The sequence below is a fragment of the Bacteroides sp. RTP31139st1_H2_RTP31139_211217 genome (genome assembly GCF_040227615.1).
GTDB classification, from domain to species: Bacteria; Bacteroidota; Bacteroidia; order Bacteroidales; family Bacteroidaceae; genus Bacteroides; species Bacteroides uniformis.
Window position 1 is genome coordinate 1 of sequence record NZ_JBCNZM010000067.1, and the last position, 24,717, is coordinate 24,717.

Here is a 24,717-nt window from a genome sequence, read left to right on the forward strand (position 1 = left end):
CAGTACAACATTCCAAGAACCGTCTACTGATATCGGTTATAAAAAGAAAAAGCGTCTAGCTAAATCAGGAAAAGACAGCGTATTGTATTTACCGCTTGTTTACCTTCTAATGTAAAGCAGTTTACCATAGGGTGTAACGGCCGTTACTCCATATTGTAACGGTCGTTACACCATAGTGTAAAGCCTTTTACCTCGTAGTGTAAATGAAGTTACCGTTTGGGGTAACCGGAGTTATCATGTGAGGTGACCGGAGCTGTCATGTGAAGTCGTACTCTTCTACATAAGCGTCGAAGTACTCCGTCCGTTGGAGTCCTAAGTTACGGGCAATTGCAATGACTTGTTGCTGCTCGGTTGGTGAGAGCAAAGTTTCCCCTTTCCGCTTCTGATAATATCTTCGGATACCCCATAAGCCGATGAGCCGGTAGCGGAACGTGCCGGACTGGCCGACAGAGATGGCTTCTGCCGTATGGATAAAGCCTTTGGCATAGCGCACTTTCTTATTCGAGCAATAATATTTGCATTTTCCCGCTGTGGACTCTATTGCTTTCGGATTCAGTACATATAGGAAGATGTTGTTTGAGGGTGCATACGTATATGCAATCCGGCGCAGGCAGGTGTCAGTATAAGGGCATGTGTCAGTAGCGCATAAGCCGAAGTTATGGGGAACTTTGGAATAATTGAAAGTTTCTTCTTTCATCATTTTTTTGTTTAAAGTTCCGCAAAGGTACAATTAGTTTGGAGATTGATGGGTGCTTCACCTGATATTTGTTTTATCCCGAAAATATTATGTATTTTACGTAACGTGAAATGCGTAACGTAAAACATGGAATCATTCCGCCTTCCGGTTTCCGCATTTCGTCCTCCCCATTCCGCATCCCGTCCGTAAATGCTTCCCGCTTACTTGCCGCAGGCCTATATTTGCAGAAAACATTTGCATATTCCCATGAAGACAAACTCTGTGATTCTATTGGTGTTGTGGCTTGCGGCGTGGCCGTTCTGCTGCCGGGGGCAAGGCTATATCAGTTACGACTATCTGCCCGAAAGTTCGTTGAAGGATGACCTCGGCAACGAGTATGGTTCGGGCAGCCTGATGATGGTATCGGGAAGGTATAACCTGCCGCTTTCCGTCAGGCATGACGACAAGGGCAGGCTGGTGGCGTGGTCGGCAACCGTCAATGCTGCCTATGGCGTATTCCATAATAAGGGGCAGGCGCGGGAGTTGAATCCGGACAATCTGCTGAATGCCAGTCTGAATATCTCCCACATCCGTCCCCTGTCCGACAAGTGGAGTATCATAGCCTCTGTGGGCAGCGGTGTCTATGCCCCGTTGGACGGGGTTTCCATGAAGACCCTACTGGCTAATGGAGCAATCATCTTTGTCTATAAACTGCGGAAGAACCTCGACTTGGGCATCGGTGCGGGGTTGACGAACTCTTACGGTATCCCGATGATACTGCCCATGATGTACTTCAGTTGGAGGAATGCCGGCAGGTATGAGCTGAAAGTGGATATGTCCAGCGGCATGAAAGTGTCCGTCGCCACCTGGCTGAACAAGAAGCTGAAGCTGGAACTGACCGCCCTCGATATGGACGGCATGTCTGCCGTGATGGAAGTCGACGGGAAATCGAAAATCTATTCTACCGTCATGCTGAGGTCATACATCAGTCCTTCGTACCGGTTGAGTAGGAAGACGGCTGTTTATCTGGGAGTGGGCGGTAACTGGATACGCGGAATAAGTATGTCGGACCGTAGTTTGAAAGGTTTTCTCAATAACTTCAAGAACGATGAGGACGAGCCTTGCTTCAGACCGACTCTGCGCCTGACGGTGGGATTCAGGTATACGCTGAAATGACAAATGCCATTTTAGTAAAGACAAGAGGTAAAATAGTATCTTTGTCGCAATAACAGACACGTTTTATGGTAAAGTATTTATTAGTAGAAGATGAGCGCTTCGCCTACGAAGAGCTGAAGCGTATGATGCAACGGCTGCGCCCTTCCTGGCAGTTGGCGGGCTGGGCAGAGAGCGTGGAGCAGGCTGTACTGCTCTTGCGTCAGGGCAGCCTGGACTTGATGATTGTAGATATCCGCTTGTCCGACGGGTTGAGCTTTGAGATATTCGAGCAGTGTCCCGTCGATTTGCCCGTTATCTTCACCACCGCCTACGACGAATATGCCATCAAGGCTTTCAAGGTAAACAGTATCGACTATCTGTTGAAACCCATTGAAGAAAGCGACCTAGAAGCAGCCTTGTGCAAGTTCGAGCGCAACAGTGCCCTCCGTTCTGCGGCTCCCGAATATCGGCAACTGGAACTCGGCTACTTGGCAGCCAACAAGAAGAACCGTTTTCTGGTGCAGGTAGGCGATACCTTCCGCTACGTAGAAACTCCGGATGTCGCTTTCTTTTATAGTGAGGACAAGTTGACTTATCTGCACCTCTTCTCCGGGAAACGGTATATCATCAGCTACTCGCTGGACCAGTTGGAGGGAATGCTGGATAGGGATGTTTTCTTTAGGGTTTCAAGGAGCTGCATATCCAACATTAGGTCCATCCGGAAGAGTTCCAGGTACTTCGGCAGTCGCTTGAAGCTTTACTTCGAGCCGGAGTGCCCGCACGAGGTATTGGTGAGCCGCAGTCGCGTGGCCGATTTCTTGAAATGGGTGGACGGAGTGGTATGAGTTATAAGTTATGAGGCATAAGAGATACATATTCCTTTTTATACTGACGGTTTCCGTCTCGTTGCTTGTCATAGGGTGCGTTTATAACGTCATCAGCGGTAAGCCGTGGTATGCGAATATCATGGTGCAGTTCTTTCTGAATCTTCCTTTGTGCATAGGGCTGGGGTTCATCGACTTTGGGGTTATCAACTTGATATATAAAAGACTGAAACAGCGCAACAATGCGGTGAGGATTCTGGTGGATATTGTGTTGACCACTGCACTGGCTGTTCTGTTGACGTACATCTTGAACTTCCTGCTGATGGGCGGGCATGGAAATTTCTGGCATATCTTGAGAAGCTCCCTGCCGGTAGTGCCGTGGAACTGGATTATCGTTCTGCAGATAGAGATATTCTTCTATAGCCTGCAACGTTCGGAGATGGAGAAGCAGATGGCTGTCATCGAGAAGGAGAAGGCGCTGTATCAGTTCGAGGTGCTGAAAAACCAGATTAATCCCCATTTCTTATTCAATAGTCTGAATGTCCTTGCCTCCCTTGCTTATCAGGATACCGAAAAGACGAACCGGTTTGCCAAGAAGCTGTCTACGGTGTACCGTTATCTGCTCACTACGCATGGCAGAGCTACGGTGACCGTGCAGGAAGAACTGTCGTTCGTAGAGTCGTATTTATACCTGGAGCATATCCGCTTTGGCGATGCACTGCATGTGGAGATAGAAGATGATTTGCGGAATCATCATTGTCTCGTCATTCCTGCCAGCATACAGATGCTTGTGGAGAATGCCTTGAAGCATAATATCAGTACAAAGAAGTCGCCGCTGATAGTCCATATATCCATAGGAAACGAAGGGATTACGGTGCGCAACAATCTTCAGTTGCGTAATTATGTGACCAGTAACGGAGCGGGATTGAAGAACCTGCAACGGCAGTATGCCCTATACGGCACGCTGGTGGAGATTCTTAAGGACGAAAAGGAGTTTGTGGTGAAACTTCCCTTTGTGGGCGGAGACGTGAACCGCCTCAACACAATATAGTACTCTTCCCGAAGAAGAATCTGGAAACGTGTATCTTGTCCATAGCCCACGCCATACCCATGCAGCCGCTAAGAGTGAAGGCGGTGGCAGTGACAAGGAACAGCATCCCCGTAGGGTCGAAGGCGAACACGGGCAGAAACGCCTTGGACAGAATGGTGAAAATGGGTGAGAAAAGGAGTATGACCAGCGTATTGCGCCCTATAAAGAAGGCAAGCCGTTTGGCTTGTGCCGGCAGATAGCCGTAGGCTGCCAACAGCAGGCTGATGGAAAGCCAGGTGATGGCGACTCCTGCCAGAGTACCCCTATCCAGATTGGCGGGAAAACAGCATAGTATTACGAATGGAACAATGGCGAAGGTTGTGGCGCGAAAGACTTGTGTAAAACGAAGCCCGCTTTGGCTCACTGTCATGCCGATAAGGAAATAGAGGGCATTGGAGAAGTTCATCAATCCTCCCCAATGGGAAAGGGCAAACAGGCAGACACCGGTCACAACCAGCCGGGAGACAACCGACAGCCTTACATAGCGGAATGTGATATAATAGATGAGGCTGCACAGAATCAGTGTATGCAGATACCAGTAAGGCCCCATCGGATGGAGGAATATCTTGTCGAGCAATACGGTAGGAGTAATGGCATCTACACTTTCGCGTACGGGCAGGAAATGCGACATCACCGTATAGGCCGCCTCCATGCAGGCATACGGAATGAAAATCCATAGAAACTTGCGGAGAAAGCTTCGGGCATCCTTCCGGTTATTGGCCAGATAGCCCGAAATAATCAGGAAAGCGGACATGTGGAACGTATAGACGATTTGTTTCGCATACGGATACTTGTCGCCTATATATACAAGGTGGAAGATAATCATCAAGGTGATGAAGATGCATTTCAGATAATCTATCTCTTTGACACGGCTTTCCATATAGGGTAGTTTTCTGCGTATTGTTATTGATGGCACAAATATATATACTTCCGTAAACTTATTTATATTTTGCAAAGGGATTAAGCTTATTTTCTCTTTTACCGATTGCTTTTATGTATGGAAAATGTATATTTGTGCATGAATCATTAACTTAATGTAAAACAGACTATGATAACAAGCCAATTACTTCACCCGGCCAGTATTGTGGTAGTGGGGGCATCCAACAATGTACACAAACCCGGAGGGGCTATCCTGAAAAATCTGCTTAGCGGCGGATATACCGGTGAGCTTCGTGCCGTGAATCCGAAAGAGACTGAAGTGCAGGGTGTTGCTGCCTTTGCGGATGTGAAGGACATTCCCGATACGGACCTTGCCATCCTTGCCATACCTGCCGCGCTTTGTCCCGATGCGGTGGAGATGCTTGCTGCGGAGAAGCAGGTGAAGGCGTTCATTATCCTTTCTGCCGGTTTTGGTGAGGAGACCCATGAGGGTGCTGTGCTGGAAGATCGCATACTGGAAACGGTGAACCGGTATGGAGCCTCTCTGATAGGCCCCAACTGTATCGGTTTTATGAACTCGTGGCATCACAGTGTATTCAGCCAGCCCATCCCGCAACTGCATCCGCAAGGGGTGGACCTGATTTCCAGCTCCGGTGCCACAGCGGTGTTCATATTGGAGAGCGCCGTAACCAAGGGATTGCAATTCAACTCTGTATGGTCTGTGGGCAATGCCAAGCAAATCGGCGTGGAGGATGTGTTGCAATACATGGACGAACACTTCAATCCGGAAGCAGATTCCAGAATAAAACTTCTTTATATAGAGAGTATCGGTGACCCCGACCGTCTGCTGTTTCATGCATCCTCGCTCATCAAGAAGGGCTGTAAGATTGCGGCCATCAAGGCGGGCAGTAGCGAAAGCGGCAGCCGGGCGGCGAGTTCGCATACGGGGGCCATTGCCAGTAGCGATTCGGCGGTAGAGGCCTTGTTCCGTAAGGCGGGTATTGTGCGTTGCTATTCGCGCGAGGAGCTGACGACCGTAGGTTGTATCTTCACACTGCCGGAACTGAAAGGGAAAAACTTCGCCATCATTACCCATGCCGGCGGTCCGGGAGTGATGCTGACCGATGCATTGAGTAAGGGTGGACTGAATGTTCCGAAACTGGAAGGACCGGTGGCGGAGGAACTTAAGGGTAAGCTTTTCCCCGGTGCGGCTGTGGGGAATCCCATTGATATTCTGGCTACGGGTACGCCGGAACATCTGCGCCTCTGTCTGGAGTATTGTGAGGAGAAGTTTGACAATATTGATGCTGTAATGGCTATTTTCGGCACTCCGGGGCTGGTGACCATGTTTGAAATGTATGATGTGCTGCACGAGAAGATGCTGCATTGCAAGAAGCCGATTTTTCCGATTCTTCCTTCCATCAATACGGCAGGAGCCGAGGTTGCTGCTTTTCTGGCAAAAGGCCATGTGAACTTTGCCGATGAAGTGACTTTGGGTACGGCACTTTCGCGGATAATGAATGCCCCGCGGCCTGCCAATAATGAAATCGAGCTCTTTGGAGTGGATGTTCCCCGTATCCGCCGGATTATAGATTCCATTCCTGCGGACGGTTATATCGCCCCGCACTATGTGCAGGCATTGCTCCGCTCTGCAGGTATTCCTATTGTGGAGGAGTTTGTTTCGGACAACAAGGAAGAAGTGCTTGCCTTTGCGCGTCGCACGGGGTTCCCGGTGGTGGCAAAGGTGGTGGGGCCGGTGCATAAGTCGGATGTGGGCGGTGTTGTGCTCAATATCAAGAGTGAACAGCATTTGGCATTGGAATTCGACCGTATGATGCAGATTCCCGAAGCTAGTGCTATCATGGTGCAGCCGATGCTGAAGGGTACGGAATTGTTTATCGGTGCCAAATATGAAGAGAAGTTCGGACATGTGGTACTCTGCGGTCTGGGCGGTATTTTTGTGGAGGTGCTGAAGGATATATCTTCTGGTCTTGCACCGTTGTCCTACGAGGAGGCTTACTCCATGATTCACTCGTTGCGTGCCTATAAGATTATCAAAGGTACGCGTGGGCAGAAGGGAGTGAATGAAGATAAATTTGCCGAAATTATTGTACGGCTTTCCACCTTGCTGCGCTTTGCAACGGAAATCAAGGAGATGGATATCAATCCATTGTTGGCGACTGAAAAGCAGGTGATAGCGGTGGATGCGCGCATTCGGATAGAAAAATAAGGGTTAGAGATTAGGGATTAGGGATTAAAGGGGCTGACTGTTAATCGCTCACCGCTAATCCCTTTTTCATCCTGCCCAGCCCTCCCTATCCAGATTTCTATATCCGATAGCTTCCGCCAAGTGTGCCGGCTGTATCAATTCGCAGCCTTCCAGGTCGGCGATGGTGCGTGATACTTTCAATATACGGTCGTAGGCGCGGGCCGAAAGGTTCAGTCGGTTCATGGCAGTTTTGAGCATGGCAAGTCCTTTGTCATCCGGACGGGCGTGGCGAGCAAGCAGTTTACTGTTCATCTGGGCATTACAATATATGCCGGGAATGTCTGCATACCTTGCTTCTTGAATTTGTCGGGCACGTATCACACGCTCGCGTATGGTGGCGCTCGATTCGCCGGGGCGGGAATCTGCCATCTCTTCAAAGGGGAGTGGGGTGACTTCAATTTGCAGGTCGATACGGTCGAGCAAAGGTCCGGATATGCGGTTCAGGTACTTTTGTACTTGTCCGGGACTGCACACACAAGCCTTGGTGGGATGCGTGTAATACCCGCATGGGCACGGATTCATAGAGGCTACCAGCATAAAACTTGCCGGATACTCTACATTGCATCGGATGCGTGACACGGTAATCTTCCTATCTTCCAGCGGTTGGCGAAGAACCTCCAATACGTTACGGCTGTACTCTGGCAGTTCATCAAGATATAAAATTCCGTTATGTGCCAGACTGATTTCACCGGGCTGGGGGAAACTTCCTCCACCGGTCATCGCTACCGTAGAAATGGTGTGGTGAGGGGCGCGGAACGGGCGTTTCGAGATGAGTCCACCGTCTTTGCCCAACTTTCCGGCAACAGAATGAATCTTGGTCGTTTCCAGACTCTCTCCCAAAGAGAGGGGAGGAAGTATAGATGGCAGACGCTTGGCAAGCATGGACTTACCGCTGCCCGGCGAACCGATGAGAAGTATATTGTGGCTGCCCGAAGCAGCTACCTCCAAGGCTCGTTTCACATTTTCCTGTCCTTTTACTTCTGCAAAGTCGAAATCGAAGTTGCTCTGCTGGGAATAGAATTCCTCGCGGGTGTTGACTAACGTAGGGGTTAATTCCTGCGTGCCATTAAAGAATTCTATAACTTCCTTGATGTTTCCCGCTCCGTACACTTTCAGATTGTTTACTACTGCCGCTTCGTGGGCATTCTGTTGCGGTACAATCATACCCTCAAACCCCAGTTCTCTGGCCTTGATGGCAATGGGGAGTGCTCCTTTGATAGGTTGCAGGCTGCCGTCAAGGCTTAGTTCACCCATCAGCAGATAGCGTTCCAGCTTATCGGACTGGATAACTTCGCTGGCGGCAAGTATGCCGATGGCTAAAGGTAAATCGTAAGCTGCACCTTCCTTGCGGATGTCAGCCGGAGCCATGTTGATGACAATATTGCTGGTCGGCATCCGGTAGCCGTTGACCTGCAAAGCAGATATGATACGTTGATGGCTTTCTTTGACCGCAGAGTCCGGCAAACCGACTAAATAGAACATACAGCCTCTGGAACTGTTGACTTCAATGGTGATGAGGGTTGCGTCAATACCTTGAACAGCCGCTCCAAAAACTTTTATGAGCACGTTTTTAGTGATTAGGGGTTAGTGATGGCAGGATAGGCTACCGTCGGTTTTGTTTTTTGAGTTTCTTTTCACTCTCTTTCTTCTCTTTTTCCTTTTGCTCTATCTCCTCCAGTTTCTTTTTGATGTCTTCCTCACTCATATTCTTCCCTTCAATTTTTCCGGAAGGGCTAAGGAACAGATTGGCAGGCAATGCTTGTATGGCGAGCTGTTTGATGGGCGCTGTGTTCCATCCGGAGAAATCACAACTCTGTTCCCACTTCAGGGTATCTCTTTTGATTGCTTCTTCCCATTCCTTTCTGTCGATATCCAAGGAAATGCCCCAGAGTGCGAATAGCTTGTTCTTTTCTTCTTTCTTGTAAATCCGGCGCAGGGCAGCGTTGGCTTCCATGCTTTGCGGGTCCCAAGATGCCCAAAAATGTATCAACAGATATTTGTCCTTAAAGCTAGTACGGCTGATTTGTGTGCCTTTGGCATTGGGCAGGTTGACGTAAGGGATGGTTTTCCCAACGGATACCTTCTCTTCTTCTTGGATAAGGTCAAGCAGTTCGTCCACATACGGACGGTCTTTCAAGCCTCCGGTCATGTGTTCTGTCATTTCTTTGATTAAGGAGAAGTCCGGTTGCGGTTTTTGCACGAAATATTTCTCCAGCAGATAGATACTTACCAGCGAAGAAGGATGGCTGTTGATGAAGGCTTCTGCTTTTTCTTCCAATGCTTTCTCCGAGGGAGTACTCAAACCTTTCAACTCTTTCTGAAAAGCTGTCAGTTCTTCATTGGGGGCATTCCCCGTGATTTCCAGTGAAGTAAGCTCGGCGGCGGAGCCTTTTATCTTTATTTTGTCTCCTTTGTTCAGGTAAAGCGGATATTCTGTGCCGTCACTGAATTGCAGCCATGTAGAGACAAGCGTGTCGGTGGTGAGGGTTGCAGAGAACTTGTCATCCTTGACAAGCAGAGTGTCCATACGGTTATAGAACTTGTCCGTACCATATATATAAAGGGTATCATTCCCCAGCCCTTTGATTTCACCATTTAGGTAGACTGAATTTGTATTTTTGCTGCCGCAGGCAGACAATATAATAAGCAGAAGGTATGCAAGATAGATTTTCTTCATTCCGGTTCTTTTTCTGATACTTCGTCGCGAAAATACTTCTTTTTGGTGTGAATAAAAAGAAATGCCCGACATATTTCTATGCCGGGCACGTTCTTTTCAATCTAACCTTTATTATTTGATGATATTCATAAAGTCAGTGTTAGTGAAGTATTTGGCGAATTCCAGGTCAGAAGCAGCCTTCTTTGCCAAAGCCGGTTCTTTTGCAATGGCATTCTTCAGACTGCTGGTTACCATAGATGTATTGTTGGTTCTTGCGCCAAGTACAGCCATCAGGTAGTCAGTATAAGCGTCTGGTCTTTCGATAGCAGCCAGTGTGTTCTTAGCCTTGTTGTAGTCCTTAGCCAGGATTTGTGCCAAAGCAGCGCTGTTAGTCTTAGTGTCGCCAAATGAGCTGACAGCCTTGTCGTACTGTCCTTGAGCAACATACAGATTACCCAATGCCTCGTTCAGTTCCTTAGAACCGGAAGCCTTGCTCAGATAGCTTTCTGCTGCTGTTCTGTCGCCCTTGGTCAAGGCAATCAGACCGAGATTCATGTTTGCTTCAGGAGCATCCTTGATGGAGAGAGCTTTCTTGAAGTAGCTTTCAGCCTTGTTAAGATCACCAGCCTGATAAGCCAGTTTACCTAAGTTGTTGTAAGCACGGAAATCGTTCGGGTAGATTTGAGTAGCTTTTGTGAAGATGGCTTCTTGCTTGGCAGCATCTTTAGTCAAGGTGGTGGCATACAGTAATTCTTCGATGTTCAGCTGCTTGGCATCGCTGTCGGCGAGGTTTGCGATTTCTTCGTCAGACTTACCGATGATTTCGTAGTTCAAAGTCAGGCGTGAACGACGCAGTTGCGGCAGGATTTCGTCAGCCAAAGTCTTATAAACAGAAGAGATGTTCTTGATTTCTTGTTCTCTTTGTTCAGGATCCTGATACATGGAAAGAACGCGAAGAATCAATTCTTTATCTTGGATGTTTGATTTGGATACCAGTTCCTGGAAGCCTTCCCAGTCCTGAGCCGTATACTTGGTGTCTACTGCTGCATTGATTTTTGCTTTCTTCAAATCTCTGTTGATGATTTTAGCCGTGTTGTCCTGGCGGTTCTCAGCCAGTGTAGTATTCAAGCCTACACCACCATCGGGAGAAGCGTATGCGGAGATTTCGATGTTGCTGATTTTCTTGTTTTCAGCTTCGTCTATGTTTTTCACTTCTTTGCCGAATTCTTTGGCAGTCTTCAATTCGCTGGCGCGTACGTTGGCTTGTTGAATCAAGAACATGATGTTGGCGTCATGCTTTTCTTTGATGATACGTTGGAAAGCGTCGTCACCATTGGCGGGGTTAGCGCTGCCCAATGTTTGTTCCAGCATCTCAGAAGTGGAGATTACACCATCAGCTACTTTTACAGCAGGGATAGTGACAGTCTTTTTGCCTACTGTAGCCTTGAATTCCAGATACAGTTCGGATTTGGCCATTTCCGGTACATAGTCGAAAGATGTCTTCATAGTGTAGCTGCCGCCCATCTTGTAAGAGATAGTCTGGTCGTTACCTTCTACTTTTTCGCCTTGGAACACAGCCGACTGGCCTTTAGCTTCGCCGCCATTCCATTTCAGTACGGGGGTTACTTCTACCACAGCCTTCTTGTTGAAGTACTTTTCGGGGAATTTTCCGTTGATTGTAGCGGGAACTTTACCACCTACAGCCTCTAGAACTTGAGGAGTTACGGTGAAATAATCTGATGACAATTCACCCATCTTTTTGCTGCACGATGTCATTAATGCAACAATCATTGCCATTAAAAACGGCAGATACAATTTCTTAGTCATTTTAGGTATAAATTAATTGTTTGTAATTGAAATTTGTCTATTCCATGTTAGTGTGCTGTTTAGGCATGGACATAACAACGCAAAGATATTAAATCCTATTACAGTTTGTTAACTCGTGCAGCAATTTTATCATAATTTAATGAATTTCTCGCTCTTTGCGGTACTTTATATTGCGGGGATGATGTTCTATGATTTCACTGCGCAATCTGTGCCGGTCAATATGTGTGTAAATTTCTGTTGTAGCGATAGATTCGTGGCCCAGCATACTTTGTATGGCGCGCAGGTTGGCTCCTCCTTCAAGCAGGTGGGTGGCAAAGGAATGGCGGAAGGTGTGCGGACTGATGTTTTTGGTGATGCCGGCCTTCTCTGCCAGTTCCTTGATGAGATGGAATACCATGATGCGCGAGATATTTTTGCCCCAGCGTGCCAGGAATACATAGTCTTCGAAGTCCTTCTTGATTTTCCAGCCTCCATTGCGGTCTACAAACCAGTTCCTTATCTCTTTGATGGCACGGGACGATATGGGTACAAGGCGCTGTTTGCTGCCCTTACCTTCTACCTTGATGAAGCCTTCGTCGAAATACAAGTCGGAGATTTTCAGATTGCACAGTTCCGATACCCGTAGACCGCAACTGTATAGAGTCTCGAGGATGGCCCGGTTGCGTTGCCCCTCATTTGTGCCCAGGTCAATGGCGGAGATGATGCGGTCTATCTCTTCCACCGTCAATACTTCTGGAAGCTTGAATCCGATTTTGGGACCCTCCAACAGTTCGCTGGGGTCTCCCTCCAGGTAGTCGGCTATGACGAGGAAATGGAAAAATGACTTGATGCCCGACAAGATGCGTGCCTGCGAGCGGGGATGGATGCCGATGTCGTGCAGTCCGGAGGCAAAATGCTGCAAGTCATCCAGGGTAGTGTCAAGGATAGCGATACCCTCTCCTTCCAGAAAGTGCAGCAGCTTCTGTAAGTCTGTTTGGTAAGCATCCACTGTATTGGGTGAGAGTGCTTTTTCCAGTTTCAGATACTGGTGGTACTTTCTGATTATCAGCGTTTGTTTCTCCTTATTCGTGGATTTTTCTTCTGATTTCATTTCTTTTTTCTACCTTTGCTTCGCGAAAATAGGCTGCATTTCAGCAAATTGCAAATAAATTTGCATCTGCTTTCGGTTTGCACTATCTTTGCACCGCAAAGGTATAAAAAATTGTGTTATGAGGATACAGATTATTAACGGCCCCAATATAAATCTCTTGGGCAAACGTGAACCTTCCATTTACGGTAGCGTTACTTTTGAAGACTACCTTGCCGAACTCCGTAAGAAATATGCGGATGTACAGATTGACTATTTCCAGTCCAACATTGAGGGAGAGCTGATAGACAAGATTCAGCAGGTAGGTTTTGATGTGGACGGCATCATTTTGAATGCGGGTGCTTACACCCATACGTCCATCGCTCTGCAGGATGCTATCCGTTCGGTCACTTCTCCGGTGGTTGAGGTGCATATCTCTAATGTACATGCCCGCGAGGCTTTTCGTCATGTGTCCATGATTTCCTGCGCTTGTAAAGGTGTCATTCTCGGTTTCGGGCTGAACTCCTACCGTCTGGCCATGGAGGCGTTAAAAGATTATTAAATAAAATAGGTATATAGATTATGTTATTGAAGCAAACGAAGATTGTCGCAACGATTTCTGACCAGCGCTGTGATGTTGATTTTATAAAGCAGTTGTTCGATGCAGGTATGAATGTTGTACGTATGAATACTGCACATCTTGGCCGTGAAGGTGCCGAGAAGTTGATAAACAATGTGCGTACGGTTTCCAACCGCATCGCTATCCTGATGGATACGAAAGGACCGGAGGTCCGCACGACGGTTCTGGCTGAGCCCATTCCTTTCAAGGCGGGCGACCGCGTGAAGGTGGTAGGCAACCCGGAGCAGGAGACTACCCGTGAATGTATCTCGGTATCCTATCCCCATTTCGTCAAAGACTTGAATGTGGACGGCCATATCCTTATTGATGACGGTGACTTGGAGTTGGTTGTTGTAGAGAAGACCCCCGACTACCTGCTCTGCGAAGTACAGAATGAGGCTACTCTGGGCAGCCGCAAGAGCGTCAACGTTCCCGGCGTCCGCATCAATCTGCCTTCTCTGACGGAGAAGGACCGCACCAATATTCTTTATGCCATTGAGAAGAACATAGACTTCATTGCCCACTCCTTTGTGCGCAATAAGCAGGATATACTCGACATCAAGGCGATTCTTGACGCTCATAACAGCGATATCCGTATTGTGGCTAAGATTGAGAACCAGGAAGGCGTTGATAATATCGATGAAATCCTGGAAGTAGCCGACGGTGTGATGATAGCTCGCGGTGACCTCGGTATTGAAGTTCCGCAGGAACGTATTCCGGGCATCCAGCGTGTGCTCATCCGCAAGTGTATTCTTGCCAAGAAGCCGGTGATTGTTGCCACACAGATGCTTCATACCATGATTTCCAATCCGCGTCCCACCCGTGCGGAGGTAACGGACATTGCCAATGCCATCTATTATCGTACGGATGCCTTGATGTTGAGCGGTGAAACCGCCTATGGAAAGTATCCGGTAGAAGCGGTGAAGACGATGACCAAGATTGCCGCCCAAGCGGAGAAAGATAAGTTGTCTGACAACGATATCCGTATTCCGCTTGACGAGAACAGCAACGACGTGACTGCGTTCCTGGCCAAACAAGCGGTAAAGGCTACCACCAAACTGAAAATCCGTGCAATCATCACCGACAGTTACAGCGGCCGTACTGCCCGTAACCTTGCCGCTTTCCGTGGCAAATATCCGGTGTTGGCCATCTGCTACAAGGAAAAGACCATGCGGCACCTTGCCCTTTCCTACGGTGTGGAAGCTATCTATATGCCCGAACTTGCCAACGGGCAGGAGTATTACTTTGCAGCCTTGCGCCGCTTGTTGAAGGAAGGCCGTTTATGTCCTACGGACATGGTGGGCTACCTGAGTAGCGGTAAGGAAGGCACACAGACCTCTTTCCTTGAAATCAATGTCGTAGAAGATGCCTTGAAGCATGCTGAAGATAGTGTGCTGCCTAACAGTAACAGATACTTGTAGGATAAGGGATTAAGGATAAGGGGTTAGGGATTAGCGGTTAATGATTAATTAATAATTGTGCGCAGAACTAACCCCTAACCCCTAATCCCTTATCCCTAACCTATAATCCATTAACAAAGTGACGATTGACGAATACATTTTGCAGCACATTGATGATGAGGGCGATTATCTGAAAGCGCTCTATCGCGACACGCATGTCAAGTTGCTATATCCCCGCATGGCTTCCGGACATTTGCAGGGGCGTATGCTCAAGATGTTTGTCCGGATGATTCGTCCCCGGCAGGTGCTGGAGATAGGGACTTATAGCGGGTATTCCGCACTTTGCATAGCAGAAGGACTGCCGGAGGGCGGGATGCTGCATACGTTTGAAATCAACGACGAGCAGGAGGACTTCACCCGTCCGTGGCTGGAGAATTCCGATTACGCGGATAAAATCAGGTTCTACATTGGCGATGCCTTGGAGCTGGTACCGCAACTGGACCTCACTTTCGACCTTGCCTTCATTGACGGAGACAAGCGCAAATACATCGATTATTATGAAATGGTGCTCGCCCGCCTTTCCGGCGGTGGATATATCATTGCCGACAATACCTTGTGGGATGGCCATGTGCTGGAAGAACAACCCCATCGCACAGACCTGCAGACAATCAGTATCAAAGCCTTCAATGATTTGGTGGCGTGGGATGCGCGTGTGGAGAAAGTCATTCTCCCCCTGCGTGACGGATTGACGATTATCCGTAAGAAGTAACTGTTTTTTTTATCTTTTTCTCAGCAGCCGCTTGCTGAGGTATCTCACCGGATACCATACGGACAAGAAGCCTACAGTGATGACCGTTAAGAATACCAGAATAATATCCGTGGCATGTACACTTACCGGATAAGCGTCCACTACAAAACTTCCATTGCCTCCCCCCAATGAAATCAACCCGAAACGTTGCTGCAGAAAGCACAGCAACAATCCTAAAACGATGCCGGAGAGGGCGCCGAATACAGAAATCATCCTGCCTTCGAACAAGAAGATGCGCGCTATGAGGCGGTCGTCGGCACCCAGGTTGCGCAGTGTCTCCACATCCTCCCGTTTGTCCAGTATCAGCATGGACAGCGAACCGATGACATTGAAGCATGCGATACCCAGAATGAAGGTGAGGAAGAGATAAGAGATGAGTTTCTCTATTTCCATGATGCGGAAAACATCGGCCTGCTGCTCGTAGCGGTTCTGTACAATGAATCGGTCGCCGAGAATGCCTGCTATTTTCTTTTGTACGGAGCCGATGTTGGAACCGGGTTTCAGTTTCATCTCGATGGCAGAGACTTCCGTGTCATAATTGAACAGACGGCGGGCAAAGTCAAGTGACGTCAGTATGTAGCGTGAATCGTATTTTTGCTGGTTGACGGCAAAGATGGCGCCGGGCGAGAAGAGATACTCCCGGTTGAAAGCCGCAGTGGGGTTGGCTATGTTTACCCGTACGTTCCGTTTGGGGGCATAGACCTGCAACGGGTCTACGAACTGAATGCCGGTGCCCAACTCGGATATAAGTTCCACACCCAGAAAACCATAGTCCACCACCGAGTCGCTCAGTAGGAACTTTCCCGTCCCATAGAGCAAGCTGTCGATGGATGTAAGCTGTTCGAAATTGTCCTCCACTCCCTTGATGACGGCCATTGCCTGGCGGTCCTTGTACTGCACCATGGCATTCTCTTCCAGTGTTTCCGTCCACACGTCAATCTCGGACAGGGCGTGTACTTGCCGGATGCACGCTTCGTGCGGGTCGAAAACCTTACCTTCGCGGACGGTGATTTTCAGTTCCGGGTCGAAGGCTGTGAAAAAGCCTGCCACCATGTCCTGAAAACCGTTGAACACGGACAAGGTGCATACCAACGCCAACGTAGCCAATGCCACTCCACACACCGAAATACCGGAGATGATATTAATGGCATTGTGTTTCTTCTTGGAGAAGAGGTAGCGGCGGGCTATAAAGAAGGGAAGGGACATTATTTCAGCAGTACGTCAATTCGTTCCAGATAGTCCAGTGAGTCGTCTACGAAGAACTTCAGTTCGGGGATAATGCGTAGTTGGTGGCGTACGCGGGTACCCAGTTCAAAGCGTATGGATTTCATGTTTCCGTTGATGTTCTTGACTATTTCTTCGCTTTTCTCCGAGGGGAATATACTGAGATAAGCGCGTGCCACGCTCATGTCGGGGCTGATGCGTACGGCACTGACGGAAATCAGTATGCCGGGCATGGACTTGGTTTGCAACAAGAAGATATCACTCAGTTCCTTCTGCAGGAGACGGGCTATTTTATTTTGTCTGGTAGTTTCCATACTGTTCATTTTTTTATGCTGGGGTGCAGCCTGTTTTCACGTTAGCAAAGTTACTGAAATATATCGTTCTGCCGACTGTTTATAGCTTTTTTTTCATTCTTTTCCCTATTGTAGGGTTCATTCTTTTCCGTTCTGTCGATGAGATATGCCTTTTCGTAGATTCTATTTGTTGTTCTTGTTATGCTTCCCTAACTTTGATGTCAGTTCGGAGAACTGCTGATGATGAGTGAAGAAGGAAGAGAACCATTCCGTTATAGAAGAGACTCTCTCTAAATAGCGTTTTTTCATGTATTATTGACTTGAACCGTTTTTACCCGGGAGGGTAGAAACGGTTTTTTTGCGCATCTGACCGGGCTTTCTTGTCTCTTGCATAGGCTTCCGTTGTGTGCTACATAGGCTTCTGTTGTGTTTTGCACGGTGGTTTGTCTTGAGAAGCCTTTGGGTTTATCATGTGCGCACGGCTGTGGTACGCCTTTTCCACAGTCGTGAAGAAGACGTGCCACGGCTGTGAAGAATATGCTTCACAGCCGTGGTTTTTCATCAATATATAGGGGTTGACAGAACAGACATAAGGGAATGACAGAACAAACATGAGGGGATAACGGAACGGACATAAGCACTCGACGCATTCCGTATCAGGGTATGAATAGCGGAATGCGTCGGGTGCTTGTGGGGGAATGATATGATATTTGTTCTTATGCCTTTACATACTTCCTTTTGGCTATCAGCACTGCCACGATGATACCTATCACCAGCAGCGCCAGTGCTCCGTAGGCGATGCCTTCCGTCACGTGCAGGCTGGTGGGGTCAAAGCGCATTTCGATGGTGTGCTGTCCGGCAGGAACATACATTGTGCGCAGGATATAGTCGGCGCGTGCCAGTTCGGCAGGCTGTCCGTCGATGGTTACGTGCCAGCCGTCCGGATAATAGATTTCGGAGAATACGGCAATACCGTCTTGGGCATTGTTCGTTTCGTACGTCAGGCGGTTAGGTGCGTAACTTGTCAGGCGGATGCTGGAGAGGCTGTCTTTATAACTTTCCGTGGCACCTTTCAGCACATCCTTGAAGCGGGCATCCACTACGGCTGTCTCCGTAGGTATGATGCTGTCCAGGGCGTCAATCTCTTCGTTGGCGTTGTTCACATACTGCACCTTGTTTACAAACCATGCATTGCCGTAGGCGTGTGGGTTGAGGATGGGAACGGTTTGTCTTTGCTGCCCTGCAGGGAAGATGAAGTATTTGGTGTTCAGCATGTTCAGTATGCGGAACTTATTGGCATCCACGCTGTCCATCTCACCTCCGGCGGTGGCAATGGCCTTGTAGGCCGCCTGCATTTCGGGAGAGATGTGATGCTCTATCATTTCCTGGTAGCGGCGCAGCTTGGCCGGGTGATAACCGCCGACGCTTTTGTGCCAGTAGGAGGTGTTGTTGTCATCGAAGGTGCTGGTGGCAAAGTTCAATACACGATAGTCCAAGCTGGTATCTTGCAGTATCAGCTCGTCTGTATTCGTCTTGGTGAAGGTTTCCGTACGGATGGAGTGGGGCACGAACTGGGCATCATTCAGATAGCGCTTGTTGACCCCCCACATATCTGCCAGGCAGAGTATGGTGATACCTGCAATGGTCAGCGAGCTGCGCAGCTTGCCGCTTGCATAGAGCCAGAGCAGGCTGCAGCCGATGCCTATGATGATGAAGCTACGCAGGGCGTCGCTGCTGACGAGTTCGGCACGCATCTCTCCCAAGTTGGCAAGGATGCCGGAGAGCTCGTTGGCGGGTATCATCTGCTGGTTGACGGCATTCTGCAGCATCTGTGCCTCTTGGGCGGGCACGTAGCCGGAGCCGATGCTGCCCGGGGCAACGGCAAGCAGCAGGGCGATGCCTGCAGTGAGCAGCAGGCTGATGCCGAGGGGCTTCTTTTCCTGTTTTAAGATTTCCGGCTCTTCGAGCAGGCGTTTCAGGGCAAAGATAGCCAGCAAAGGTATCGTGAACTCTGCTATGACAAGGATGGAGGACACGGCGCGGAACTTGTTGTACAACGGGACGTAATCGATGAAGAAATCCGTCAGCGGCATGAAGTTCTTGCCCCAGGACAAGACGATGGAGAAGAAGGTGGCTCCTATCAATGCCCACTTCAACGGTCCTTTCACGATGAAGCATCCCAGTACGAACAGAAACAAGACGAATGCTCCGACGTAGACGGGACCCGACGTCATGGGCTGGGTACCGAAATATTGTGTCAGTGAGCCGTACAGACTGCTGTACATCGGGTTTGCCTTGCTCATGGCAGTTTCACTCTGGCTGAGGGCGGCAGATGCTCCGCCTTTGAAGTTGGGCACCAGCAGAGTCAGTGTTTCGTCGATGCCGTAGCTCCACTGGGTGATGTAGTCGCGGTCCAGCCCGCTACTGGTCTGCTTGGCAGCGTCGCCGGTCTGCACCAGTTCGCTTTTGCCGCGCATGGTTTCTTTGCTGTAGGCATAGGTGTGATAGAGGTTGGATACGTTGGCGGCTATGCCGACGAGGGCTGCCACAATCAGTACGGCACTTGCCTTGAAGAACTGGGGCAATGTCTTGGTACGCCATGCTTTCTCGAAGTAGGCTCCCACAAAGAAAAGGATGACGAAGAAGAAGTAATAGGACATCTGCACGTGGTTCGAGGTGATTTGCAGGGCCACGAACAAGGCGGTGAGGATGCCTCCCCACAGCAGTTTCCCACGATAGGCGAGCACAATGCCTGCTATGGTGGGCGGCACGTAGGCAAGGGTGATGAACTTCCAGATGTGTCCGGCAGATATCAGGATGAAGAAATAGGACGAGAATGCCCACATGATACCGCCCAGTCCGGCCAGCCAGACCGGTATGCCGAAGACGCGCAGCAGGATGTAGAAGCCGAGCATCAGCATGAATGTGAGGCACACATAGTCGGGCAGGAAGAGTTGGTAGGCTTTCTGTACCCACTGCAGTGACTTGGTGGAGTCATACGAAGGGGCTATCTGATACATGGGCATACCGCCGAACAGCGAGTTTGTCCAACGGCTGCGTTCGCCCGTCTGTTCGTAATACTCCTTGACTTCTTGTCCTGCCCCTGCTCCTGCAGCCGTGTCGTGCTGAAAGAGAATACGGTTTTCTATATCCGCCGGGAAGAAGTAGGCGAAGGAAAGGAGGACGAATGCCAAGATGGCAATAAGGTCGGGAAGAAGCTTCTTCATGAGTTATAAGTTATGAGTTATCAATTAATCAATTGTGGGGCAAAGATAGTGCAAACCGAATACAGAACTTTCATGCTTGCGTGAAAAAGTTTTGTTGAGGTGCAGCCTATCTTCGCTTTTGTGGCAAAGATACATAAATGCAGATTGTTATTGTCACGTTATCGGCAGAATGTTGTACCTTTGCCTTTCCAAAAAAAGATTAAAGTGCTTTAATGGTAATATGCAAGCTTAAATTATTATAGATATGACAATAGGGATAATCAGTGCAATGGACAGCGAACACCGCTGGTTGGTGGAGCGCTTGCAGGATAAGAATACGTCGGGCGATGGTAGTTTCCGCTATGTGGAAGGTACATTGGGCGGTAACCATGTAATCTTGACGCAATGCGGCATCGGTAAGGTGAGTGCAGCGGTAGGAGCTTCGGAACTGATACGGCGCTTTTCTCCGGACTGCATCGTCAGCACCGGTGTGGCGGGCGGCATTGATGCTTGCCTGAAGGTGACGGATGTAGTGGCAAGCCAACGTCTGGTGTATCACGACGTCTGGTGCGGCGACGGTAACGAGTACGGACAAGTGCAAGGTTTTCCCGCCTCTTACGAGGGATGTTCCTCTCTGTTGAAACATGCCTTGTCGCTGAACGAAGCCGGAATGGAAAGCCGCATCCACAGCGGACTTGTCTGTACCGGCGACCAGTTCATCACCAACCGTACGGAGCTGGATACCATCAAGCAACGTTTCCCCGACGGTCTTGCCGTTGATATGGAGTCTGCCGCCATTGCGCAGACTTGCTATCTGTACAATGTTCCTTTTCTCAGCTTCCGCATCATCAGCGACACACCCGGAGTAGAGGACCATGCTTCGCAGTATGCCGATTTCTGGGGAACCATGGCAGAGCGTTCGTTCCTCACGATATGGACCTTCCTCTCCACCCTTCCCAGCAATTTATAACTCATAACTTATAACTCATAACTCATGAAGAAGATTCCCAGTTTTACAATTGACCACATCCGCTTGTTGCGCGGTATTTACGTATCCCGCCAGGATGAAGTGAACGGAGAAACAGTCACTACTTTCGACATCCGTATGAAAGAGCCCAACCGTGAGCCTGCCTTGGGACAAGGTGCTCTGCATACTATCGAACATCTTGCCGCCACCTACCTGCGTAATGACCCGCAGTGGCAGGACAAGATTATCTATTGGGGCCCCATGGGCTGCCTCACCGGTAATTATCTGCTGATGAAAGGTGACTTGAAGCCGCAGGACATACTGGCGCTGATGCAGGACACCTTCCGCTTTGTTGCCGAATATGAAGGTGAAGTCCCCGGTGCCGCTCCGCAAGATTGCGGCAACTACCTGCTCCACGACCTTCCGATGGCTAAATGGGAGTCTGCCAAATACCTGCATGAGGTCTTGGAACAGATGAAAGAGGAGAATATGAAGTATCCGGAAAAAGAAGAAAAATAAGGGGGTTAGGGATTAAGGATAAAGGATTAGGGATAAGGGATTATTGGGGTCGCATAGACTTTAATATAGGCATAACCCCATCCTTGATCCTTATCCTTTATTATTACACAATCTCAATCCCTTGCTCCTTGCAAAGTTGCAATCCCAAGTCTTTCAGCTTGAATTTCTGTATCTTGCCGCTTCCTGTCATGGGGAATTCCTTGATGAAGAAGATATACTTGGGTATCTTGTAGCGTGATATTTTGCCGATGCAGAAGTCTCGTACATCCGATTCGTGCATATCCACTCCTTCGTGCAGGATGATGAAAGCGCCTACGGCTTCACCGTACTTTTTAGAGGGAATGCCGGCTACCTGCACGTCTTTTACGCCTTCCAGTTGATAGAGGAACTCTTCTATCTCGCGGGGATAGATATTTTCACCACCGCGGATAATCATGTCCTTGATGCGTCCTGTGATGCGGTAATTGCCGTTCTCGTCCTTCACTCCAAGGTCTCCCGAGTGCAGGAAACCGTTCTCGTCAATGACTTCGGCCGTGGCTTCCGGGTTTTTGTAGTAACCCTTCATGGTGTTGTATCCGCGGTTGCACATTTCACCTTGTACGCCTACGGGACACTCTTCTCCGGTTTCGGGGTCGATAACCTTTACTTCCGTATGTTCAAAGTCGTGTCCTACGGTATTGCAACGTACGTCGAACGGGTCGTCTATCCGGGTGGCGGTCATTCCGGGAGCAGCTTCGGTCAGCCCGTAAACGCTGGTTACCTTCATGTACATTTTCTCTTCCACCTGCTTCATCAGCTCTACCGGGCAGAGGGAACCTGCCATGATACCCGTACGGAGGCTGGACATGTCGAACATGTCGAACATCGGATGGTTCAGTTCGGCAATGAACATGGTGGGTACGCCGTAAAGTGCCGTGCAGCGCTCCTTGTGGATAGAGGCGAGCACTACCAGTGGGTTGAAGCGTTCCACCATTACTTCTGTACAGCCGTGTGTCAGGCAGTTCATGGTGGCAAGTACCACGCCAAAGCAGTGGAACAATGGTACGCAGACGCAGAGCTTGTCATCGGCGGTAAACTTCATGTGCTCACCGGTAAGGAAACCGTTGTTGGCAATGTTGTAGTGGGTAAGCATGACGCCTTTCGGGAATCCCGTAGTGCCGGAGGTGTATTGCATGTTCACTACATCGTGGCAAGTGACCTGACTTTTGAGTTCATTCAGGCGGCTGTCTTCTATATTGTCGCCCAAGAGAAGTATTTCGGCCGTGTTGTACATGCCCCGGTGCTTCTCCTGCCCCACGTAGATGACGTTTTTCATATAAGGGAAACGTTCGCTTTTCAAGTGTCCGCGTTGGCAAGTCTTCAGTTCCGGAAGCATGGTATAGGTCATCTGCACAAAGTCACTGTCCTTTTCGCCATTGACGATGCAGAGGGTATGCATGTCGGAGTTCTGGCAGAGATATTCCAGCTCGGACTGTTTGTAGTTGGTGTTTACCGTTACGTAGACGGCACCTATCTTGGCGCAAGCGTATAATAGAGTCAGCCAGTCGGGTACATTGGCTGCCCAGATACCTACGTGTGTTCCCCGTTCCACGCCGATGGCGATAAGTCCTTTGGCCATGTCGTCCACCCGGCGGTTGAACTGGCTCCAGGTGAAGCGCAGGTTGCGGTCAGAGTAAACGATATATTCTTTGTCTGGTGTTGTTTCGGCCCAATGTTCCAACCATTGGCCGAGGGTACGTTCGTATAACATGATGTGGAAGTTGAAAGTGGAAAGTTGAAAGGTGAAAATAGAAAGTATTTATCATTTTCCATTTTCACCTTTCAATTTTCCATTAATTTAAATTGGTGTATAAACTACTGCAAGTATCTTGGCTGCCTGCCCTTCATAGGCGTGTACGTGGTGCGGAACAATGGAATCGTAATAGATGCTGTCACCTTCTTCGAGCAGGTAGGTGTTTTTGCCGTAACTGATTTCCATGGTCCCTTCCATCACCATGATGAATTCTTCGCCTTCGTGTGAGGAGAGTACAAAGTCACTGTCGTCCGTAGCGGCCACATCAATGATAAACGGCTCCATATGGCGGTCGGCTTTGGATTTGGAGAGTGAATGATACTCCATATGCTTGCGGCTGTGGATGGCATTGTTGGAGAAACTGATACTGTTCTGCGACTCGTCCTTACGGCAGACCACGGGACCGTTCTCATCCTGGTCGTCAAGAAAAGTTCCCAAACGTACACCCAGCACACGAGCTATCTTGATGAGGGGAGCCAGTGACGGGAGGTCGATGTTGTTTTCTATACGTTCAATCTGTTCGATAGCAAGTCCCGAACGCTGTGCCAGTTCTTCCATACTGATGGATTGGCTTTCACGGAGTGATTTTATTTTTTCTCCTACGATTTTGCTGGTATCCATAATGATAGTATTTTCTGTCTAAAGGTTGTAATTTATAGCTGTTAAACCGCAAAAATAAGAGAAACTTTTACTTGATGCAACATTCTGAGGGAAAATATTGCTGAAATATCTCCGGTGGTCGGCTTATTTGTATAATATTCTTCTGTTCTGTTTCTCTTTCTTCCCCAAAGTTCTGTTTATAGCCGCTTCAAGTCTTGTTCCGATACGTGCTTTCCTTTGTACGCTTTGCCTGTTGCATTGAAACGATAGCTTAGGTTCAGGGAGAAGCTGCGCGAGTCCGGGTTTGCCTTTTTCGTATAGGTCAGCCGGGGACCGAACAGCATGAAGGAGCCATACCGGGAATTCCACAGGTCATTGGCTTGCAGTCCGAGCGTCAGCCTTTTGTTGAAGAATGTTTTGCGGATGCCGGCGTTTATGCCCCAATAGGAACGTTGCAGCATGGCGCCGAAGTTGCCTTCGCTCTGGTAGTCGGCATCAAGGGAGAGAATCCACTCGTCCGGAAGCTGGAGACTGTTTTGCAGAAAGAGGTAAATGCTGCCGCGGTTCATATTCTTGCTACTGCCTTGATTGGTGACTTTGAAGAACGGTTGGGCGAAGTAGATGCCGAGCTCCGGTTTCCAGATGCCGACGGTGGGTGACAGATGGGCAGAGGCGGTGAGATACTGCATCCGTTTGAAATTTCCGGTAGTGAAGATGACAACATCCGGATTGTCCTCGTATTCTTTGGTCATGAAGGCAATGGCATTGCGGCGGTATTGGTAGTTAAGTCCGAATTGTACCCACTTGTAAAGGGCCGTGAACTGCAGGTCGTGGTTGGTTTCGGGGG

Annotated in this window: 21 protein-coding genes; 9 read left to right on the forward strand and 12 right to left on the reverse strand. The window is 49.0% G+C overall.

All coding sequences use genetic code 11. The annotated features are described in order from the left end of the window. Window positions 1-256: 256 nt before the first annotated feature. Window positions 257-697, reverse strand: coding sequence for a DUF6078 family protein (locus ABUA47_RS12525; RefSeq protein ID WP_080545845.1), 441 nt, complete (start codon window positions 695-697; stop codon window positions 257-259). A gap of 246 nt (window positions 698-943) precedes the next feature. On the opposite strand from ABUA47_RS12525, the gene ABUA47_RS12530 reads away from it, so the two are divergent. The 3 genes from ABUA47_RS12530 (at window position 944) to ABUA47_RS12540 (ending at window position 3,706) form a co-directional block, all read left to right on the forward strand. Further along, window positions 944-1,852, forward strand: coding sequence for a DUF6268 family outer membrane beta-barrel protein (locus tag ABUA47_RS12530; protein ID WP_268019027.1), 909 nt, complete (start codon window positions 944-946; stop codon window positions 1,850-1,852). Between the two features lie 65 nt (window positions 1,853-1,917). Then, complete coding sequence (locus ABUA47_RS12535) at window positions 1,918-2,676, forward strand: LytR/AlgR family response regulator transcription factor (RefSeq protein WP_005834358.1); 759 nt, start codon at window positions 1,918-1,920, stop codon at window positions 2,674-2,676. A 10-nt stretch (window positions 2,677-2,686) separates the two neighbouring features. Then, the gene (locus tag ABUA47_RS12540) at window positions 2,687-3,706 is read left to right on the forward strand and encodes a sensor histidine kinase (RefSeq protein WP_349824430.1); all 1,020 of its coding nucleotides are present in this window, start codon (window positions 2,687-2,689) and stop codon (window positions 3,704-3,706) included. Here ABUA47_RS12540 and ABUA47_RS12545 read toward each other — a convergent pair. Continuing rightward, a complete protein-coding gene (locus tag ABUA47_RS12545) occupies window positions 3,693-4,625 on the reverse strand; it encodes an acyltransferase family protein (RefSeq protein ID WP_057281443.1) in 933 nt (310 codons plus the stop codon). The genes ABUA47_RS12540 and ABUA47_RS12545 overlap by 14 nt on opposite strands. Before the next feature lie 168 nt (window positions 4,626-4,793). On the opposite strand from ABUA47_RS12545, the gene ABUA47_RS12550 reads away from it, so the two are divergent. Beyond that, complete coding sequence (locus tag ABUA47_RS12550; protein ID WP_005834364.1) at window positions 4,794-6,854, forward strand: acetate--CoA ligase family protein; 2,061 nt, start codon at window positions 4,794-4,796, stop codon at window positions 6,852-6,854. A gap of 66 nt (window positions 6,855-6,920) precedes the next feature. Here the strand turns inward: ABUA47_RS12550 and ABUA47_RS12555 are convergent, their stop codons facing one another. The 4 genes from ABUA47_RS12555 to xerD form a co-directional block, all read right to left on the reverse strand. Beyond that, complete coding sequence (locus ABUA47_RS12555) at window positions 6,921-8,459, reverse strand: YifB family Mg chelatase-like AAA ATPase (RefSeq protein WP_057098024.1); 1,539 nt, start codon at window positions 8,457-8,459, stop codon at window positions 6,921-6,923. Window positions 8,460-8,496: 37 nt separating this feature from the next. Beyond that, window positions 8,497-9,570, reverse strand: coding sequence for a TlpA disulfide reductase family protein (locus tag ABUA47_RS12560; RefSeq protein WP_005830772.1), 1,074 nt, complete (start codon window positions 9,568-9,570; stop codon window positions 8,497-8,499). Window positions 9,571-9,681: 111 nt separating this feature from the next. Further along, window positions 9,682-11,376 (reverse strand): tetratricopeptide repeat protein, encoded by a 1,695-nt coding sequence (locus tag ABUA47_RS12565; RefSeq protein ID WP_005830769.1) that lies wholly within the window; start codon window positions 11,374-11,376, stop codon window positions 9,682-9,684. Window positions 11,377-11,512: 136 nt separating this feature from the next. Next, window positions 11,513-12,466, reverse strand: a complete 954-nt coding sequence (gene xerD / locus ABUA47_RS12570; RefSeq protein WP_009037617.1) for a site-specific tyrosine recombinase XerD — start codon at window positions 12,464-12,466, stop codon at window positions 11,513-11,515. Window positions 12,467-12,584: 118 nt separating this feature from the next. Here xerD and aroQ point away from each other — a divergent pair, with 118 nt between their 5' ends. The 3 genes from aroQ to ABUA47_RS12585 all read left to right on the forward strand — a co-directional run bounded on the left by aroQ (window position 12,585) and on the right by ABUA47_RS12585 (window position 15,230). Next, window positions 12,585-13,004, forward strand: coding sequence for a type II 3-dehydroquinate dehydratase (gene aroQ / locus ABUA47_RS12575; protein WP_005830766.1), 420 nt, complete (start codon window positions 12,585-12,587; stop codon window positions 13,002-13,004). A gap of 20 nt (window positions 13,005-13,024) precedes the next feature. Beyond that, the gene (pyk, locus tag ABUA47_RS12580) at window positions 13,025-14,482 is read left to right on the forward strand and encodes a pyruvate kinase (RefSeq protein WP_005830765.1); all 1,458 of its coding nucleotides are present in this window, start codon (window positions 13,025-13,027) and stop codon (window positions 14,480-14,482) included. Between the two features lie 118 nt (window positions 14,483-14,600). After that, window positions 14,601-15,230 carry an O-methyltransferase gene (locus tag ABUA47_RS12585; protein WP_035447197.1) on the forward strand — a complete coding sequence of 210 codons (630 nt, stop codon included), beginning with the start codon at window positions 14,601-14,603 and terminating at the stop codon, window positions 15,228-15,230. Window positions 15,231-15,239: 9 nt separating this feature from the next. Here the strand turns inward: ABUA47_RS12585 and ABUA47_RS12590 are convergent, their stop codons facing one another. The 3 genes from ABUA47_RS12590 to ABUA47_RS12600 all read right to left on the reverse strand — a co-directional run bounded on the left by ABUA47_RS12590 (window position 15,240) and on the right by ABUA47_RS12600 (window position 20,013). Then, complete coding sequence (locus ABUA47_RS12590; protein ID WP_005830763.1) at window positions 15,240-16,475, reverse strand: FtsX-like permease family protein; 1,236 nt, start codon at window positions 16,473-16,475, stop codon at window positions 15,240-15,242. Then, window positions 16,475-16,807 (reverse strand): 30S ribosome-binding factor RbfA, encoded by a 333-nt coding sequence (gene rbfA / locus ABUA47_RS12595; protein ID WP_035447747.1) that lies wholly within the window; start codon window positions 16,805-16,807, stop codon window positions 16,475-16,477. Before rbfA ends, ABUA47_RS12590 begins: the two co-directional genes overlap by 1 nt. A gap of 695 nt (window positions 16,808-17,502) precedes the next feature. After that, window positions 17,503-20,013 (reverse strand): YfhO family protein, encoded by a 2,511-nt coding sequence (locus ABUA47_RS12600; RefSeq protein ID WP_035447195.1) that lies wholly within the window; start codon window positions 20,011-20,013, stop codon window positions 17,503-17,505. 244 nt (window positions 20,014-20,257) lie between these two features. On the opposite strand from ABUA47_RS12600, the gene ABUA47_RS12605 reads away from it, so the two are divergent. Both ABUA47_RS12605 and ABUA47_RS12610 read left to right on the forward strand, forming a co-directional pair. Then, window positions 20,258-20,962, forward strand: coding sequence for a 5'-methylthioadenosine/adenosylhomocysteine nucleosidase (locus ABUA47_RS12605; RefSeq protein ID WP_035447193.1), 705 nt, complete (start codon window positions 20,258-20,260; stop codon window positions 20,960-20,962). Window positions 20,963-20,986: 24 nt separating this feature from the next. Next, a complete protein-coding gene (locus ABUA47_RS12610) occupies window positions 20,987-21,478 on the forward strand; it encodes an S-ribosylhomocysteine lyase (protein ID WP_008662549.1) in 492 nt (163 codons plus the stop codon). Between the two features lie 103 nt (window positions 21,479-21,581). On the opposite strand, the gene ABUA47_RS12615 is transcribed toward ABUA47_RS12610, so the two are convergent. From ABUA47_RS12615 to ABUA47_RS12625, 3 genes are all read right to left on the reverse strand, one after another. Beyond that, window positions 21,582-23,228: an AMP-binding protein gene (locus ABUA47_RS12615; protein WP_347774277.1), complete on the reverse strand. Its 1,647-nt coding sequence runs from the start codon at window positions 23,226-23,228 to the stop codon at window positions 21,582-21,584. An 87-nt stretch (window positions 23,229-23,315) separates the two neighbouring features. Next, window positions 23,316-23,891, reverse strand: coding sequence for a helix-turn-helix domain-containing protein (locus ABUA47_RS12620; RefSeq protein WP_005830747.1), 576 nt, complete (start codon window positions 23,889-23,891; stop codon window positions 23,316-23,318). A 176-nt stretch (window positions 23,892-24,067) separates the two neighbouring features. Continuing rightward, window positions 24,068-24,717, reverse strand: a 650-nt coding sequence (locus ABUA47_RS12625) for an outer membrane beta-barrel protein (RefSeq protein WP_349831640.1), incomplete at its 5' end; no start/stop codon positions are given.

Excerpts from the sequence above, each read along its gene's own strand:
- ABUA47_RS12525 (WP_080545845.1), bottom strand. The coding sequence starts at position 697 with ATGAAAGAAGAAACTTTCAATTATTCCAAAGTTCCCCATAACTTCGGC.
- ABUA47_RS12530 (WP_268019027.1), top strand. The coding sequence starts at position 944 with ATGAAGACAAACTCTGTGATTCTATTGGTGTTGTGGCTTGCGGCGTGG.
- ABUA47_RS12535 (WP_005834358.1), top strand. The coding sequence starts at position 1,918 with ATGGTAAAGTATTTATTAGTAGAAGATGAGCGCTTCGCCTACGAAGAG.
- ABUA47_RS12540 (WP_349824430.1), top strand. The coding sequence starts at position 2,687 with ATGAGGCATAAGAGATACATATTCCTTTTTATACTGACGGTTTCCGTC.
- ABUA47_RS12545 (WP_057281443.1), bottom strand. The coding sequence starts at position 4,625 with ATGGAAAGCCGTGTCAAAGAGATAGATTATCTGAAATGCATCTTCATC.
- ABUA47_RS12550 (WP_005834364.1), top strand. The coding sequence starts at position 4,794 with ATGATAACAAGCCAATTACTTCACCCGGCCAGTATTGTGGTAGTGGGG.
- ABUA47_RS12560 (WP_005830772.1), bottom strand. The coding sequence starts at position 9,570 with ATGAAGAAAATCTATCTTGCATACCTTCTGCTTATTATATTGTCTGCC.
- ABUA47_RS12565 (WP_005830769.1), bottom strand. The coding sequence starts at position 11,376 with ATGACTAAGAAATTGTATCTGCCGTTTTTAATGGCAATGATTGTTGCA.
- xerD (WP_009037617.1), bottom strand. The coding sequence starts at position 12,466 with ATGAAATCAGAAGAAAAATCCACGAATAAGGAGAAACAAACGCTGATA.
- aroQ (WP_005830766.1), top strand. The coding sequence starts at position 12,585 with ATGAGGATACAGATTATTAACGGCCCCAATATAAATCTCTTGGGCAAA.
- pyk (WP_005830765.1), top strand. The coding sequence starts at position 13,025 with ATGTTATTGAAGCAAACGAAGATTGTCGCAACGATTTCTGACCAGCGC.
- ABUA47_RS12590 (WP_005830763.1), bottom strand. The coding sequence starts at position 16,475 with ATGTCCCTTCCCTTCTTTATAGCCCGCCGCTACCTCTTCTCCAAGAAG.
- rbfA (WP_035447747.1), bottom strand. The coding sequence starts at position 16,807 with ATGGAAACTACCAGACAAAATAAAATAGCCCGTCTCCTGCAGAAGGAA.
- ABUA47_RS12600 (WP_035447195.1), bottom strand. The coding sequence starts at position 20,013 with ATGAAGAAGCTTCTTCCCGACCTTATTGCCATCTTGGCATTCGTCCTC.
- ABUA47_RS12605 (WP_035447193.1), top strand. The coding sequence starts at position 20,258 with ATGACAATAGGGATAATCAGTGCAATGGACAGCGAACACCGCTGGTTG.
- ABUA47_RS12610 (WP_008662549.1), top strand. The coding sequence starts at position 20,987 with ATGAAGAAGATTCCCAGTTTTACAATTGACCACATCCGCTTGTTGCGC.
- ABUA47_RS12615 (WP_347774277.1), bottom strand. The coding sequence starts at position 23,228 with ATGTTATACGAACGTACCCTCGGCCAATGGTTGGAACATTGGGCCGAA.
- ABUA47_RS12620 (WP_005830747.1), bottom strand. The coding sequence starts at position 23,891 with ATGGATACCAGCAAAATCGTAGGAGAAAAAATAAAATCACTCCGTGAA.